The organism is Ramlibacter lithotrophicus, assembly GCF_012184415.1.
GTDB lineage: Bacteria > Pseudomonadota > Gammaproteobacteria > Burkholderiales > Burkholderiaceae_C > Ramlibacter > Ramlibacter lithotrophicus.
Genome location: NZ_VTOX01000007.1, coordinates 174,585 through 189,173, shown reverse-complemented (window position 1 = coordinate 189,173; position 14,589 = coordinate 174,585). Strand labels below are relative to the sequence as shown.

Annotated in this window: 14 protein-coding genes; 7 read left to right on the top strand and 7 right to left on the bottom strand. The window is 68.7% G+C overall.

Translation table 11 applies throughout. The features are described from left to right. Nucleotides 1–95 precede the first annotated feature (95 nt). The 3 genes from tal to RAMLITH_RS18510 are packed head-to-tail and all read left to right on the top strand — an operon-like array spanning nucleotide 96 to nucleotide 3,032. Nucleotides 96–1,040, top strand: a complete 945-nt coding sequence (tal, locus tag RAMLITH_RS18520; RefSeq protein WP_168108925.1) for a transaldolase — start codon at nucleotides 96–98, stop codon at nucleotides 1,038–1,040. Nucleotides 1,041–1,067: 27 nt separating this feature from the next. Next, a complete protein-coding gene (gene pgi, locus RAMLITH_RS18515) occupies nucleotides 1,068–2,603 on the top strand; it encodes a glucose-6-phosphate isomerase (RefSeq protein ID WP_168108924.1) in 1,536 nt (511 codons plus the stop codon). A gap of 60 nt (nucleotides 2,604–2,663) precedes the next feature. Then, the gene (locus RAMLITH_RS18510; RefSeq protein ID WP_168108923.1) at nucleotides 2,664–3,032 is read left to right on the top strand and encodes a DUF805 domain-containing protein; all 369 of its coding nucleotides are present in this window, start codon (nucleotides 2,664–2,666) and stop codon (nucleotides 3,030–3,032) included. 129 nt (nucleotides 3,033–3,161) lie between these two features. Here RAMLITH_RS18510 and groL read toward each other — a convergent pair whose 3' ends face one another. From groL to RAMLITH_RS18495, 3 genes are all read right to left on the bottom strand, one after another. After that, a complete protein-coding gene (gene groL / locus RAMLITH_RS18505; protein ID WP_168108922.1) occupies nucleotides 3,162–4,811 on the bottom strand; it encodes a chaperonin GroEL in 1,650 nt (549 codons plus the stop codon). Between the two features lie 42 nt (nucleotides 4,812–4,853). Beyond that, nucleotides 4,854–5,144: a co-chaperone GroES gene (locus RAMLITH_RS18500; protein WP_168108921.1), complete on the bottom strand. Its 291-nt coding sequence runs from the start codon at nucleotides 5,142–5,144 to the stop codon at nucleotides 4,854–4,856. 226 nt (nucleotides 5,145–5,370) lie between these two features. Then, nucleotides 5,371–6,672, bottom strand: a complete 1,302-nt coding sequence (locus RAMLITH_RS18495) for an acetyl-CoA hydrolase/transferase family protein (RefSeq protein WP_168108920.1) — start codon at nucleotides 6,670–6,672, stop codon at nucleotides 5,371–5,373. A 271-nt stretch (nucleotides 6,673–6,943) separates the two neighbouring features. On the opposite strand from RAMLITH_RS18495, the gene RAMLITH_RS18490 reads away from it, so the two are divergent. Both RAMLITH_RS18490 and RAMLITH_RS18485 read left to right on the top strand, forming a co-directional pair. Beyond that, nucleotides 6,944–7,441: a universal stress protein gene (locus tag RAMLITH_RS18490; RefSeq protein ID WP_168108919.1), complete on the top strand. Its 498-nt coding sequence runs from the start codon at nucleotides 6,944–6,946 to the stop codon at nucleotides 7,439–7,441. A 60-nt stretch (nucleotides 7,442–7,501) separates the two neighbouring features. Further along, entirely contained in the window at nucleotides 7,502–8,461 is a 960-nt protein-coding gene (locus RAMLITH_RS18485) for a DMT family transporter (protein ID WP_238344272.1), read from the top strand. A 13-nt stretch (nucleotides 8,462–8,474) separates the two neighbouring features. Here the strand turns inward: RAMLITH_RS18485 and RAMLITH_RS18480 are convergent, their stop codons facing one another. Genes RAMLITH_RS18480 through RAMLITH_RS18465 form a run of 4 tightly spaced genes read right to left on the bottom strand, consistent with a single transcriptional unit; the run spans nucleotide 8,475 to nucleotide 12,769 of the window. Beyond that, nucleotides 8,475–9,377, bottom strand: a complete 903-nt coding sequence (locus RAMLITH_RS18480; protein WP_168108918.1) for a 5'-nucleotidase — start codon at nucleotides 9,375–9,377, stop codon at nucleotides 8,475–8,477. A gap of 12 nt (nucleotides 9,378–9,389) precedes the next feature. Further along, nucleotides 9,390–10,622: a type II secretion system inner membrane protein GspF gene (gspF, locus tag RAMLITH_RS18475; protein WP_168108917.1), complete on the bottom strand. Its 1,233-nt coding sequence runs from the start codon at nucleotides 10,620–10,622 to the stop codon at nucleotides 9,390–9,392. A 36-nt stretch (nucleotides 10,623–10,658) separates the two neighbouring features. After that, nucleotides 10,659–12,269 carry an AMP-binding protein gene (locus RAMLITH_RS18470; RefSeq protein ID WP_168108916.1) on the bottom strand — a complete coding sequence of 537 codons (1,611 nt, stop codon included), beginning with the start codon at nucleotides 12,267–12,269 and terminating at the stop codon, nucleotides 10,659–10,661. 26 nt (nucleotides 12,270–12,295) lie between these two features. After that, nucleotides 12,296–12,769 (bottom strand): MarR family winged helix-turn-helix transcriptional regulator, encoded by a 474-nt coding sequence (locus tag RAMLITH_RS18465; protein WP_168108981.1) that lies wholly within the window; start codon nucleotides 12,767–12,769, stop codon nucleotides 12,296–12,298. Nucleotides 12,770–12,922: 153 nt separating this feature from the next. On the opposite strand from RAMLITH_RS18465, the gene RAMLITH_RS18460 reads away from it, so the two are divergent. Both RAMLITH_RS18460 and RAMLITH_RS18455 read left to right on the top strand, forming a co-directional pair. Beyond that, on the top strand, nucleotides 12,923–14,209 hold the full coding sequence (locus RAMLITH_RS18460; RefSeq protein WP_168108915.1) for a class I SAM-dependent methyltransferase: 1,287 nt from the start codon (nucleotides 12,923–12,925) through the stop codon (nucleotides 14,207–14,209). Between the two features lie 3 nt (nucleotides 14,210–14,212). Next, nucleotides 14,213–14,536: a DUF1840 domain-containing protein gene (locus RAMLITH_RS18455; RefSeq protein WP_168108914.1), complete on the top strand. Its 324-nt coding sequence runs from the start codon at nucleotides 14,213–14,215 to the stop codon at nucleotides 14,534–14,536. Nucleotides 14,537–14,589: the final 53 nt, after the last annotated feature.

Here is a 14,589-nt window from a genome sequence, read left to right as displayed (position 1 = left end):
GCGCCCGGCCCGCCATGCCACACCCGCAGGCAGCAGAAAGCCGGGGCGCCTCGCAGATCACCCCGCGGCGGGGCGCCGCGCCGGATAATCGCGGCATGAACCAACTCGACGCCCTGAAACAGTTCACCACCGTGGTCGCCGACACGGGCGACTTCAAGCAGCTCGCGCAGTTCCAGCCGCAGGACGCGACGACCAATCCGTCGCTCATCCTGAAAGCGGTGCAGAAGGCCGACTATGCGCACCTGCTGCAGGAGACGCTGCAGCAATACCGCAAGGCTCCGCTCGACGAGACCATGGACCGGCTGCTCGTGCGCTTCGGCCGTGAAATCCTGTCGATCATTCCGGGCCGTGTTTCCACCGAGGTCGATGCGCGGCTGAGCTTCGACACGGCCGGGTCGATCAAGCGGGCCGAGCGGATCATCGCGTTGTACAGGGCAGAAGGCGTCCCGGTGGAACGGGTGCTGATCAAGGTCGCCGCGACCTGGGAAGGCATCGAGGCGGCGCGGCAACTGGAAGAGCGAGGCATCCGCACCAACCTGACCTTGCTGTTCTCGTTCAGCCAGGCGGTCGCCTGCGCCCAGGCGCGGGTCCAGCTGATCTCGCCGTTCGTGGGACGCATCTACGACTGGTACAAGAAGTCGGCGGGCAGCAACTGGGACGAGGCTGCCAGCGCCGGAGTGAACGATCCTGGCGTGCGATCGGTGCGCCAGATCTACCACTACTACAAGCATTTCGACATCGCCACCGAAGTCATGGGCGCGAGCTTCCGCAACGTCGGGCAGATCCTGGCGCTGGCCGGTTGCGACCTGCTGACGATCAGCCCGGAGCTCATGGCGCAGCTCGCCGGCACCGGCGAGCCGGTCTCGCGCGCGCTCGATCCGGCACAGGCGAAGGCGATGCAGATCGAGCGCATCAGCTACGACGAGCCTTCGTTCCGCTACGCGCTGAACGAGGACGCCATGGCCAGCGAGAAGCTCGGCGAGGGCATTCGCGCGTTCGCGGCCGATGCGATCAAGCTCGAAGCGCTGATGAAGGGCTGAGCGGTGGCCGGCGGACACACCGCAGCCGTGCGCTGCGACCGGACCGCGGCCTGGGCGGCGCTGCAGAACCATTTCGAGAAGGTCGGCCACGCGTTCGACCTGCGGCAGGCGTTCGGCGCCGACCCGGGCCGCTTCGCCGGCTTCAGCCAGGAAGCGCCGCACCTCTTCGCCGATCTGTCGAAAAACCTGGTCGATGCGCGAACGGAAGCGCTGCTGATGGACCTGGCGCGCGAATGCGGCCTCGAGGCGCAGCGCGACGCCATGCTGGCCGGTGCCCCGATCAACAACACCGAACAGCGTGCCGTGAAGCACTGGCTGCTGCGAACGCCGCCCGGGGCCGGTGCCGACGCCGACCTTGCGCAGGTGCACGCCACACTCGACGCCATGCTCGGGTATGCCGAGCAGGTGCGCGGCGACGCGGCGATCACCGACGTCGTCAACATCGGCATCGGCGGCTCCGACCTCGGGCCGCAGATGGCCGTCGTGGCGCTGGGGGCGCACGCCGCGTCCGGGCGGCGCTTCCATTTCGTCTCGAACGTGGACGGCCACGAGCTCGATGCCGTGCTGCGCCAGGTGCAGCCGGACCGCACGCTGTTCCTCGTCGCCTCCAAGACATTCACCACGCTGGAGACCATGACGAACGCGCGTTCGGCCAAGGCGTGGTTCGAAGCGCGGGGCGGTCGCGACATCGGGCGGCACTTCGTCGCGTTGACGACCAACGTCGGGGCGGCGCGCGAGTTCGGCATCACGACCACCTTCGGCTTCTGGGACTGGGTCGGCGGGCGCTACTCCATGTGGTCGGCGATCGGACTGCCGCTGGCCATCGCCATCGGCGCTGACCGCTTTCGTGAACTGCTCGCCGGGGCGCACGCGATGGATCGCCATTTCGCGACCGCGCCGCTGGAGCGCAACCTGCCGGTGCGGCTCGGCCTGCTCGACGTCTGGTACCGGAACTTCCATCGCTTCACCAGCCGCAGCATCGCGCCGTACCACAGCGCGCTGCGCCGCTTGCCCGCGTACCTGCAGCAGCTGGAGATGGAAAGCAACGGCAAGCGCGTCGACCGCGACGGCCGGCCGCTCGGGTTCGGCACGTCACCCGTGCTGTGGGGCGAGCCCGGCACCAACGGGCAGCATGCGTACTTCCAGATGCTGCACCAGGGAACCGACGTCGTCCCGGTGGAGTTCATCGCCGTGCGCGAGCCGGCCCATGCGCTGCCTGGCCATCACGAACAGCTGCTGGCGAATGCCCTGGCCCAGGCCCAGGCGCTGATGCTGGGCAAGGCCGATCCCGGCGGCCACGAGGACTTCCCAGGCAACCGGCCCAGCACCTTCTTCGTGCTGGAACGGCTCGACCCGGCCGCCCTCGGCGCGCTCGTGGCGCTGTACGAACATCGCGTGTTCGTCAGCGGCGCGCTGTGGGGCATCAACAGCTACGACCAGTGGGGCGTGGAACTGGGCAAGGTGCTTGCCAAGGACCTTGCGCCGCGACTGGCCAGTGGCGACACCGCGGGCCTGGACCCGTCGACCGCCGGCCTGTTGCAGCGGCTGTCCACGGGACGGTAGCGGCGGCCAGGGCGGCGACTATGATCGCAGCGGACGGCCTGGCCGTACGAGGAGGACCCGATGGATTTCACCCAGGCGATCAAGACCTGCTTCAACAAGTACGCCACTTTCACGGGCCGCGCCGGGCGGCCCGAATTCTGGTGGTTCTTCCTGTTCCAGGTGATCGTGCTGGCGGTGGCCAGCATGCTGGGGGAGATGCTCTATGTGCTGGCTACGCTGGCACTGCTGCTGCCCGCGCTGGCCGTCGGCGCGCGCCGCCTGCACGACGTGCACAAGAGCGCGTGGTTCCTGCTGCTTGGATTCATCCCGGTCCTCGGCTTCCTGATCCTGCTGTACTGGTGCGCCCAGCAGAGCGATCCGCAAGCGAACGAATACGGTTCCCTGCCCGGCAGCGAGGAGCCCGGAGCCCTTCCACCCGGCGCCGTCTAAAGCAGAAGTTTCGGGCGCGGCGGAGCAACGCGCAGCGCGCCACCCAATGGAAAAGCCGGGCTTGGCCCGGCTTTTCCATCTGACTGGAGCGCACGGAGAAAACGCATCGCGTCTTCTCCGTGCAGGACATTACATGTCCATGCCGCCCATGCCACCCATGCCGCCCATGCCACCAGGCATGCCGCCGGCCGGGGCCTCGTCCTTCGGCGCCTCGGCGACCATGGCTTCGGTCGTGAGCATCAGGCCGGCGACGGAAGCGGCGTTCTGCAGCGCAGTGCGCGTCACCTTCGTCGGGTCCAGGATGCCCATCTCGATCATGTCGCCGTAGGTGTCGTTGGCGGCGTTGAAGCCGTAGTTGCCCTTGCCGCCCAGGACGGCGTTGACCACCACGCTCGGCTCGCCACCGGCGTTGGACACGATCTCGCGCAGCGGCGACTCGATCGCCTTGAGCACCAGCTTGATGCCGGCGTCCTGGTCGGGGTTCTCACCCTTGATCTCGCCAGCGGCCTGCTTGGCACGCAGCAGGGCGACGCCGCCGCCGGCCACGATGCCTTCTTCGACGGCAGCGCGGGTGGCGTGCAGCGCGTCTTCCACGCGCGCCTTCTTTTCCTTCATCTCGACTTCGGTGGCGGCACCGACCTTGATCACGGCCACGCCGCCGGCCAGCTTGGCCACGCGCTCCTGCAGCTTCTCGCGGTCGTAGTCGCTGGTGGCTTCCTCGATCTGGACGCGGATCTGCTTGACGCGCGCCTCGATGTCGGCGGCAGCGCCGGCGCCGTCGATGATCGTGGTGTTTTCCTTGCCGACTTCGATGCGCTTGGCCTGGCCCAGGTCAGCCAGCGTCACCTTCTCGAGCGTCAGGCCGACTTCTTCCGAAATCACCTTGCCGCCGGTCAGGATGGCGATGTCTTCCAGCATGGCCTTGCGGCGGTCGCCGAAGCCCGGGGCCTTGACGGCGACGACCTTCAGGATGCCGCGGATGGTGTTGACCACCAGGGTCGCCAGCGCTTCGCCTTCGACTTCCTCGGCGATCACCAGCAGCGGACGGCCGGCCTTGGCCACCTGCTCCAGGATCGGCAGCAGGTCGCGGATGTTGCTGACCTTCTTGTCGTACAGCAGCACGAACGGGTTGTCGAGCAGCGCGGACTGCTTGTCCGGGTTGTTGATGAAGTACGGCGACAGGTAGCCGCGGTCGAACTGCATGCCTTCGACGACGTCCAGCTCGCTCTCCAGCGACTTGCCGTCTTCCACGGTGATCACGCCTTCCTTGCCGACCTTGTCCATCGCGTCGGCGATGATCTTGCCGATCGTCTCGTCGCTGTTGGCCGAGATGGCGCCGACCTGGGCGATTTCCTTCGACGTCGTCGTCGCCTTGGACGCCTTCTTCAGCTGGTCGACCAGGGCCACGACGGCCTTGTCGATGCCGCGCTTCAGGTCCATCGGGTTCATGCCGGCGGCCACGTACTTCATGCCTTCGCGCACGATGGCCTGGGCCAGCACGGTGGCGGTGGTCGTGCCGTCACCGGCGATGTCGCTGGTCTTGGAAGCGACTTCCTTGACCATCTGGGCGCCCATGTTCTGGAGCTTGTCCTTCAGCTCGATTTCCTTGGCCACGGACACGCCGTCCTTGGTGACCGTGGGAGAGCCGAACGAGCGTTCCAGCACCACGTTGCGGCCCTTGGGACCCAGCGTGACCTTGACCGCGTTGGCCAGGATGTTCACGCCTTCGACCATGCGGTGACGTGCGTCGCCGCCGAAAATGACGTCTTTAGCTGCCATGTGTTCTTACCTCGATTGAATGATTGGACGGGATGGCCGGGCTCAGCCCTCGATGACGGCGAACAGGTCGTCTTCCTTCATGACCAGCAGCTCCTCGCCGTCGACCTTGACGGTCTGGCCGCTGTACTTGCCGAACAGGACGCGGTTGCCCACGGCGATGTTCGGGGCAATGAGCTCGCCCTTGTCGTTCTTGCGGCCGGGACCCACGGCCAGGACTTCACCCTGGTCCGGCTTCTCGGCGGCATTGTCCGGGATCACGATGCCCGAAGCGGTGCGGGTCTCGTTTTCCACACGCTTGACGATCACGCGATCGTGCAGGGGACGAAGTTTCATTGCATCTCCTTGACTGAAACTGAGGGGGACAAAAAAGCGCCAACGAAGTCAGCGCTCATTAACCTGTGGAGTGGGCGCCCAAGCACGGCTGTTAGCACTCAACTCCAGCGAGTGCTAATGATACGGGTTTTCCGACAGGATTCAAGCCCCTTGTCCGACAGCGGGGCGGTGGACGACGCCCTCTTGCCCCTCGAGCCGGTGCCCTCCCGCGGGTGTCGTTCCGGGGTCAACCCAGGATGAAGTGCCGGATCTCCCGCACTTCGCGCGCCAGCTCCGCGCGGAAGTCCGGATGCGCAATCGAGATCAGCGCCTGCGCCCGCTGCTTCAGGTTCAGTCCGTGCAGGTCGACGATTCCGAACTCCGTCGCGACGTACTGCACGTGTCCGCGCGTGGTGACGACGCCCGCGCCCGGCTTGAGCGTGGACACGATGCGCGACAACTGCCCGTTCCTGGCCGTGGACGGCAGCGCGATGATGGCCTTGCCGCCTTCGGACAGGGCCGCGCCGCGGATGAAGTCCATCTGCCCGCCGATGCCGGAATAGATGCGGTGGCCGATCGAGTCGGCGCACACCTGCCCGGTGAGATCGATCTCCAGCGCCGCGTTCACCGCCACCACGCGTGGATTCTGGCGGATCAGCGCCGTGTCGTTGGTGCGGTCACAGGGGTGGAATTCCACCAGCTGGTTGTTGTCGACGAAGTCGAACAGTTCGCGCGTGCCGCTGACGAAGCTGGTCACCGTACGGCCGCGGTGCACGTTCTTGTAGCGGTTGGTGACCACGCCGCTCTTCATCAGCGGTACCAGCAGGTCGGAGAACATTTCGGTGTGCACGCCCAGATCGTTCTTGCTGCCCAGGCGGCTCAGCACGGCGTTGGGAATGGCCCCGATCCCCATCTGCAGCGTGGCGCCGTCCTCGACCAGGCCGGCGATGTGTTCGCCGATTCGGTTCTCGACTTCGCCGATCGGCGGCGTATGGGCCTCGTGCAGCGGCCGGTCGGTGTGCACGAAGGCGGTGACGCGTTCGAACGGCACCACCGTGGCGCCATAGGTGCGTGGCAACTGCTCGTTGATCTCGGCCAGCACGATGGTGGCGTTCTCGGTGGCGCTCTTGGCCGCGTCGACCGACGTCCCGAGCGTGCAGAGGCCATGCTCGTCGGGGGGCGACAGGGAGACCACGGCGACGTCCAGGGGAATGCGGCGCGTCGCGAACAGGTCCGGCACGTCCGACAGGAACACCGGCACGAAGAACGCCCGGCCGTCCTCCACCGCACCGCGCATGCCGTGGTCGGTGAACAGCGGATTCGAGACGAATGCGTCGCGGTAGCGCGGCTGCGCGAACTGCAGGTTCCCGCTCAGGTGCAGGTGGAACAGCTGCACGCCTTCCAGGTCGGTGCGGCCGACCATCGCGTCGAGCAAGGTCGTAGGGGTGGCGGCGGCGCCGTGGACGAAGACTTTGTGCTGGCTCTTGAGATGGGCAACGACGTCCTCGGCGGAAACGGCGCGTTGCTCCCAACCGGGAAAACGCTTCATGAACTCTTTCTCGTGGATCTGGATGAGGCCGGGCCGCAGCGGCTGGGCAGTGCAGGCCGCGAGGCTACATCAAGCGGCGCGCGCCGGTGTGACCGGCGGTGGCTCGACCCCATGTGCCAAGCATCGCCGCCGGGCGCGGCGGCCGCGTTGACGAAAGTCACCGGCGGCGGCATTTTCGTGGCGGGCCGCTGCCGCGCGCGGGGGCGCGGCCGGTTGCGCCGCACTCCGGCCGATGCTAAGGTGGCTGACACGGCCACCCGAGGAGCTCGCCATGAAGATCCTGGTCCCCGTCGACGGCTCGCCGCTCTCCCTCGAGGCGGTGCGGCATGCCATCGCCCTGGTCAAGCAGGGCTTGCGCGCCGACCTGGTGCTTGCCAACGTGCAGCCGCCGGCCTCGCTGTACGAGATCGTGGTGGCGCACGATCCGGACGTGATCAAGGACGTGAGCGCCGGCGCCGGCGCCCACCTGCTGGAGCCGGCCCGCGAGCTGTGCCGGGCGGCCGGCATCGCGTTCGAATGCGAGGTGGTCTCTGGCGATCCGGTGCGCGCGCTGTCCGACCTGGCCGTCGAGCGCAATTGCGCGCATATCGTCATCGGCGCCGACGGCAAGGGCGCGCTGGCCAGTGCTTTTCTCGGCTCGGTCTCGCATGCGCTGGCCCATGCGGCGCCGGTGCCAGTGACCATCGTGAAGGCGGGCGAGGGCGCCCGCGCGGCGCGGTGGCTGCCGGCGGCGGCGCCGCCGCGGCCCGGCGAGCTCGGCGCCCACTGACCCGCCGCGGCCGCGGGCCGCGACCAACAGTGCCGCCGCGCCTCGGCTATAGTCCCGCGCATGCGACCTGCCGTGCGAGCCCGAAGTAGTCGCGCTCGCACCAGCCTGGCAAACCTCAGGCGCCAGGCGGCGCTGGTGCCGCGGCGCATGTCGCGGCTCGACCCCACGGTACGCGGGCTGCTCTGGTCGATGTCGGCCGGCTTCACGTTCGTGGCCCTGAACACGATCATGCGCGAGCTGTCGCTGCAGCTCGATCCGTTCGAGACCCAGTTCCTGCGCTACGCGTTCGGCCTGGTCGTGATGCTGCCGCTGATCGTGCGTTACGGCGCCGCCGCGTACCGCCCCAGGAACGTGACCGGCCAGTTCGTGCGCGGTGGAGTGCACACGGCAGGCCTTTGCCTCTGGTTCACGGCGATCCCGCACATCACGCTGGCCGACACCACCGCGATCGGGTTCACCGGACCGATCTTCATCATGCTCGGGGCGGCATGGTTCTTCGGCGAGCGGATGCGCTGGGAGCGCTGGGTCGCCGCCCTGATCGGCCTGGCGGGGGTGCTGATCGTGGTCGCGCCGCAGCTCACCGGCAGTGGCGGCATCTACACCCTGCTCATGCTGGCGTCCTCGCCGATGTTCGCTGCCTCGTTCCTGATCACGAAGGGCCTCGCACGCTACGAGCGGCCGGCGGTGATCGTCGTCTGGCAGTCGATCTCCGTCGCCCTCCTGAGCTTGCCGCTGGCGCTGATCTCGTGGCAGACGCCCAGCGCGGCCCAGTGGTTCAGTTTCCTGGTGTGCGGCCTCCTGGGCAGCCTGGGCCACTACTTCCTCGCGCGTTCCTACACCGTGGCCGACATCTCGGCCACGCAGTCGGTCAAGTTCCTCGAGCTGGTGTGGGCTTCGCTGCTGGGCTGGCTGGTGTTCTCGGACCAGCCGAGCCGTTCGACCATCATCGGCGGCATCGTGATCAGCGCCTCGACCATCTGGATCGCGCGGCGCGAGGCGCGCAGCATCGGGCGCACCTGAGCGCCGCGCCGGCTCAGCGCTGCAGGTTGGAGATGCCCGCCGCCACGTGGCCCGAAGGCACGTGCCGCGCGGCATGGTCGACGTGGCCGGTCTGGTCGTCGAAGAAGAAGTCGGGCTCGAACTCGCGCAGGAACTCGCCCTTGGCCAGCCCGCCGAGGAACATCGCCTCGTCCACCCGGATGTCCCATTGCATCAGCGTGCGGATCGCCCGTTCGTGCGCCGGCGCGCTGCGCGCCGTCACCAGCGCGGTGCGGATGCGCATCGCGGGCGTGCCGGCCTGCTGCAGCCGGTGCAAGGCCGCCAGCAGCGGCTTGAATGGGCCCTCCGGCAAAGGCTGCGTCGCCTTGCTCAGTTCGTGCGCCTGGAATGCGTCCAGGCCCTGCGCCTGGAATACGCGCTCCGCCTCGTCGGAGAACAGCACTGCATCACCGTCGAAGGCGATGCGCACTTCGTTCGGATAGTTGTTGCCGGCCAGCACCGACTCGGTCAGCACCCGGGCCGACGGAAAGCCGGCAGCGAGTGCCTCGCGCACGTCGTCGGCATTGGCCGAGAGGAAGAGGTGCGCCCGCAGCGGGCGCAGGTAGCGGAACGGCGACCTTCCCTGCGTGAACACGCCGCGCTCCAGCTTGATCTCGTTGGCATGGCCGGAGCGGAATATGCGCATGCCAGACACCGGGTCGTTGCGCGACAGGATCACCACCTCGACGCGCTGCGCCGTCGTGTCGTTGAAGGCGAGCAGCTTCTTGATCAGCGAAAAGGCGATGCCCGGCCGCGCCGGCTGCTCCAGCCGTTCCAGTTGCAGCCGCATGTAGGCCTGCGGATCGCCGCTCTCGAAGATGGCGTTCTCTTCCTCGAAGTTGAACAGTGCGCGCGAGGAAATGGCCACCACCAGCTTGTTGTCGAGCGAGACGGCCACGGCGGCTCTCCTTCAGCGGGCGAACTGGTTCAACTGGATGATCGGCAGCAGCACCGCGAGCACGATCAGCATCACGATGGCGCCCATGCCGACGATCAGCAGCGGCTCCAGGATGGTCGCCAGCTGCATGGCGCGCCGCTGGACTTCGGCGCCGAGCTGGTTGGCGGCGCGCTGCAGCATCGCCGGCAACTGGCCGGTCTGCTCGCCCATCCGCGCGAACATGGCGAGCAGGCCGGGAAAGCGCTTCTTCTGCGCCATCGCCGAGGCGAGCGGCGCGCCCTCGCGCACCAGCACCAGCGCGTCGAGCGCATCGGCTCGCATGGCGCGGTTGCCGAGCGTCTCGGCCGCCGCCTGCAGCGCCTTGAGGATCGGCACGCCCGCGCCTGCCAGCAGCGCAAGGGTGCTGGCGAAGCGCGCCGCGTTGTAGCCGCGCGAGAGCCGCCCGAGGATGGGCAGCCGCAGCCAGGCGGCGTCGAAGCGCTCCCGCGTTCCGGCGTTGCGCAGCGCGAGCCGGCCGGCGATGGCCCCGGCGACGGCGACGATCAGCGCGATCCAGCCCCAGTTCCGCACGGCGCCGCTGATGGCGAGCATCGCGACGGTGAGGAACGGCAGGGCCCGCTTGCTGCCGGCGAACACGTTGGCGACCTGCGGCACCACGTAGGCGACCAGGAACAGCACGATGCCGATCGCCACGACGGTGACGATCGCCGGGTACAGCGCCGCCCCCATCAGCCGCGCCTGCAGCGCCTGGCGCTCCTCGAGGTCGTCGGCCAGCCGCTCCAGCACCAGGCCGAGGTTGCCGCTCTGCTCGCCGGCGCCGATCACGGCGGTGTAGATGTCCGGGAACTCGCGGGGAAAGCGCGCCAGCGCTTTTCCGAACGACGAGCCGGCGTTCACCTCGGCGCGCAGCGCGGCCACCAGGTGGCGCTCGCGCTCGTTCTCGGATTCTTCGGTGAGCGCCGTCAGCGCCCGCTCCAGCGGCAGCCCGGACGTGACCAGGCCCGCCAGCTGGCGAGTCCAGATCGCCAGGCCGGTGGCCGAAAAGACGTTGCGCCGCAGCAGCTGGTCGGCCCAGCCGAAGCCGGGTTCGTTGGCGGCGGTGCCGCTGCCAACGGGCTGCACCTGCAGCGGCACCAGCGCCTGCGCGCGCAACTGGCTGCGCACGGCCTTGGCCGTGTCCGCCTCCATCACGCCGCGGCGGGTCTCGCCCTGGGCGTCCAGGGCTTCGAACGAATAAGCTGGCATGCCGCGATTATCCGGCCGTCGCCCGCGGCGGCTTCCTCAAAGCTGGCGCAGCTTGAATCGCTGGAGCTTGCCGGTCTCGGTGCGGGGCAGGTTGGGCAGGAATTCGATCTCGCGCGGGTACTTGAACGGCGCGATAGTGGCCTTCACGTGGTCCTGCAGCGCCTTGACCATGGCGGCGTCGCCGGTCTGGCCCGGCTTCAGGACGCAGAACGCCTTCACGATCATGCCTCGCGCTTCGTCCGGCTTGCCGATCACGCCGCACTCCGCGACGGCCGGATGGCGCAGCAAGGCGTCCTCGACTTCCGGGCCGCCGACGTTGTAGCCGGCCGTGATGATCATGTCGTCGGCGCGCGCCTGGTAGAAGAAGTAGCCGTCCTCGTCCTGCATGAAGGCGTCGCCGGGATAGTTCCAGCCGCCGCGCACGTACTGCGTCTGGCGGGCATCCTCCAGGTAGCGGCAGCCGGTCGGCCCGATCACCGCCAGCGACCCGATCGTGCCGCGTGGCAGCTCCCGGCCTTCGGCGTCGACCACCTTGGCCTGGTAGCCGGGCACGACCTTGCCGATGGCGCCGGGCCGCACGTCGCTGCCCGCCGACGAGATGAAGATGTGGAACATCTCGGTGGCGCCGATGCCGTCGAGCATCTCGATGCCGGTGGCCTCTTTCCAGAGCTGGCGCGTCGCGTCCGGCAGGCCCTCGCCGGCGCTCACGCAGATGCGCAGCCGCCCGATGCCGTGCTGGCGCGCGAAGGGCGCCATCTGCCGGTAGAAGGTCGGCGCCGTGTAGCAGATCGTGGCGCCGATCTCCCCGATCTGCCTGACCATGCTCTCCGGGTTGTACGGACCGTCCGGGAAGAAGACCGAGGCGCCGGCCCACAGCGGGAAGACCAGCAGGCCGCCCAGCCCGAACGTGAAGGCCAGGGGGGGCGAGCCCACGACGATGTCGTCGGGCGTCGCGCGCAGCACGTGGCGCGGCCACGCCTCGCAGGCGGCCAGCACGTCGCGGTGAGTGTGGACGGCGGCCTTCGGCTTGCCGGTGGTGCCGGAGGTGAAGGCCATCATCGCGATGTCGTGGCCGGCGGTGGGGCAGGCGGTGAACGCCCCGGATTTCGAGGCGGCCCGCGCCTCGAGCGAACCGGGCGTGCCTGCCGTGTTGAAGAGGACGGGTTCCGGCAACCCGGGCCGCTCGCCGCGGGCCAGTTCCAGTTCGTCGAGCAGGGCGGCGTCGCAGAGCGCCGCGGTCGGCTGGGCCTTGTCGACGATGTCGGCCAGCTCTCGCGCGCGCAGCAGCGGCATCGTCGCCACCGCGACCAGTCCCGCCTTGACCACCGCCAGCCACGCGACGGCCATGGCGACCGAGTTGCCGCCGCGCAGCAGCACGCGATTGCCGGGCACGAGGCCGAGCTCCTCCACCAGCACCTTGCAGGTGGCATCCACCCGCCCGCGCACCTGCGCATAGGTGAGGATCTCGCGCGCCGACCGCAGGCAGGGATGGCCGCCCCAGCCGCGGGACGGCGCTGCATCGAGCAGGCGCTCGACGAGGTTCAGCTGCCCCGGCAGCTGCAATTCCGGCAGGTCATACCGCAATTGCGGCCATTGCTCGCGCGGCGGGAGCCGGTCGTGGACGAAGCGATCGGTCTGGGCTGACATCGGCGGCTCCTGCCCCGTGGGGGCGGTCATGCTGCGGCCCGGTGGGACCGTGCGTGGTCCTTCACCTTCCCGAGCAGTCGGTGCAAGGTGGCGAGTTCGCGCTCATTCAGGGCTGCGAACGCGTCGACGATCCACGCCTCGTGTTCGTGGGCCATCTCGCGGAACAGCCGGCGGCCCCTGGACGTCAGCCGCACGCGACACGCGCGGCGGTCGCCGGCGACCGTCAGGCGGTCGACGAGTCCTTCGGCAACCAGCTGGTCGGTGATGCCGGTGACGTTGCCGCCGGTCACCATCATGCGGGTCGACAACTCGTTCATTTTCAGCCCCTGCGGGGCGCGTTCGAGCTGCGCCATCAGGTCGAAGCGGGGCAAGGTGGTGGCAAAGCGCTCCCGCAGGCGGCTGCGCACGTCCTTTTCGACGAGCTGCGTGCAGGTCAGGAGCCGCAGCCACAGGCGCAGGGCTTCCGGGTGTTCACTGTGGACGCGCGCTTCCAGGTCCATGTGCTCGTCGCGGTGGGTCATCGCGATTAGTTTAGGTGTCAACCAATCGATGTCAACAGCGGCGACCCGCAGATGCGCCCGCCGCTCCGGCGTCGGCGCCGTCCTACAGGAGCGGCGTTGACGGCGGCCGGCCGGCCGGGCCAGAATTTCCCCATGGACACACTTCTGGTGCGCCGGGTCGAGTCGCAACTGGCGCAGCTGCCCGTGGCGCTGGCGCTGCGACTGCCCGGCGGACAGCGGCTCGGCCCGCCGGCGGCGAAGGTGATGCTGTCGTTTCACGACTGGACTGCCCTGGCGACCCTGGCCGCCGGACAGGTTGGCCGACTCGCGGAGGACATCGTCGAGAACCGCGTGGAACTGCAAGGCCGCATGCGGGACGTCATGGCCATCGCGCGGGGACTGCTGCCCGGAGCGCCGGTGAACAGCGACACCCACTGGTGGACGCAGGTGATGCGGCGGGCCAAGTCGCTCGCCTCCCACACGCCGCACAAGGATGCGCAGCAGGTCCAGTTCCACTACGACGTGAGCGATGACTTCTACGCGTTGTGGCTGGACCGGCGGCGGGTGTACTCGTGTGCCTACTTCCGCGACCCGGGGATGTCGCTGGCGCAGGCGCAGGAGGCCAAGCTGGACCACATCTGCCGCAAGCTCATGCTGAGGCCGGGCGAGAAGTTCCTCGACGTCGGCGCCGGTTGGGGCGGCCTGCTGCTGTGGGCGGCGGAGCGCTACGGCGTGACCGCCACGGGCATCACGCTGTCGAAGAACCAGCATGCTCACGTGCAGCGGCTGATCCGGGAAAAGGGCCTCGAGGGCCGGGTGCGCATGGAATTGCGTGACTACCGGGACCTCGACGAATCGGCGGCGTTCGACAAGATCGCGTCGGTGGGCATGTTCGAGCACGTGGGGCAAGCCAACATGCAGGCCTATTTCGGCAAGATGTTCGGGCTGCTCAAGCCGGGCGGGCTGGTGATGAACCATGGCATCACGGCATCGAACATCGTGCCGGGAGAACTTGGCGCCGGAATGGGCGAATTCATCGGCAAGTACATCTTCCCGGGGGGCGAACTGCTGCACGTGAGCCACGTGCTGCGGGAGATGGCCACCGCCGGGCTGGAAGCGGTGGACGTCGAGAACCTCCGGCCCCACTATGCGCGGACCCTGTGGGCCTGGTCGGACAACCTCGAGGAGCGGGTCGACCAGGCGGCGCAGGTGCTGTCCGCCACCAGCAGCCCGGACAACGCCGGGCGCATCCTGCGCGCCTACCGGCTCTACCTCGCAGGCTGCGCGATGTGTTTCGAGCAGGGCTGGATCTGCCTGCACCAGATCCTGGCGACGCGGCCGGACGGCCAGTTGCAGACCGGATCACTGAACGGCGCACAATCCGCGTATCCGTTCAACCGCGAGTACATGTACGCCGGCGACGGCGGCACAGTTCACTGATCCATGCTCTTCAAGTTCAAGTCCAAGGCGGCCGGCGACCTGATCATGCTCGAGCCCAACGGCCGCCGCGTCCTCCAGATCATCGGCAAGGACCCGGGGCCCAAGGGCATCATCGAGCCGCACCAGATGGCCGGCGCGATCAGTGCCCTGGAGGCGGCGATCGCCGCGGAGGAGGCCGAGCAGCAGGCCGCGATCGAGGAGGCCCGGACGCGGGGCGAGGTGCCGCCGCGCTTCGAAGGCGTCTCGCTGCGCCAGCGCGCGGTCCCGTTCATCGACATGTTGCGCCGCTGCGCGCAGGCCGACAAGGAAATCGTCTGGGGCGTGTGAGCGCCCAGCAAAAAGCCGCCCCGGGGGGCGGCTCGCTCGCAAGCAGGCCGGCG

Bases quoted from the DNA above. Each gene is read 5' to 3' on its own strand.
- tal (WP_168108925.1), top strand. From the start codon at position 96: ATGAACCAACTCGACGCCCTGAAACAGTTCACCACCGTGGTCGCCGAC.
- RAMLITH_RS18510 (WP_168108923.1), top strand. From the start codon at position 2,664: ATGGATTTCACCCAGGCGATCAAGACCTGCTTCAACAAGTACGCCACT.
- groL (WP_168108922.1), bottom strand. From the start codon at position 4,811: ATGGCAGCTAAAGACGTCATTTTCGGCGGCGACGCACGTCACCGCATG.
- RAMLITH_RS18500 (WP_168108921.1), bottom strand. From the start codon at position 5,144: ATGAAACTTCGTCCCCTGCACGATCGCGTGATCGTCAAGCGTGTGGAA.
- RAMLITH_RS18495 (WP_168108920.1), bottom strand. From the start codon at position 6,672: ATGAAGCGTTTTCCCGGTTGGGAGCAACGCGCCGTTTCCGCCGAGGAC.
- RAMLITH_RS18490 (WP_168108919.1), top strand. From the start codon at position 6,944: ATGAAGATCCTGGTCCCCGTCGACGGCTCGCCGCTCTCCCTCGAGGCG.
- RAMLITH_RS18485 (WP_238344272.1), top strand. From the start codon at position 7,502: ATGCGACCTGCCGTGCGAGCCCGAAGTAGTCGCGCTCGCACCAGCCTG.
- gspF (WP_168108917.1), bottom strand. From the start codon at position 10,622: ATGCCAGCTTATTCGTTCGAAGCCCTGGACGCCCAGGGCGAGACCCGC.
- RAMLITH_RS18470 (WP_168108916.1), bottom strand. From the start codon at position 12,269: ATGTCAGCCCAGACCGATCGCTTCGTCCACGACCGGCTCCCGCCGCGC.
- RAMLITH_RS18465 (WP_168108981.1), bottom strand. From the start codon at position 12,769: ATGGACCTGGAAGCGCGCGTCCACAGTGAACACCCGGAAGCCCTGCGC.
- RAMLITH_RS18460 (WP_168108915.1), top strand. From the start codon at position 12,923: ATGGACACACTTCTGGTGCGCCGGGTCGAGTCGCAACTGGCGCAGCTG.
- RAMLITH_RS18455 (WP_168108914.1), top strand. From the start codon at position 14,213: ATGCTCTTCAAGTTCAAGTCCAAGGCGGCCGGCGACCTGATCATGCTC.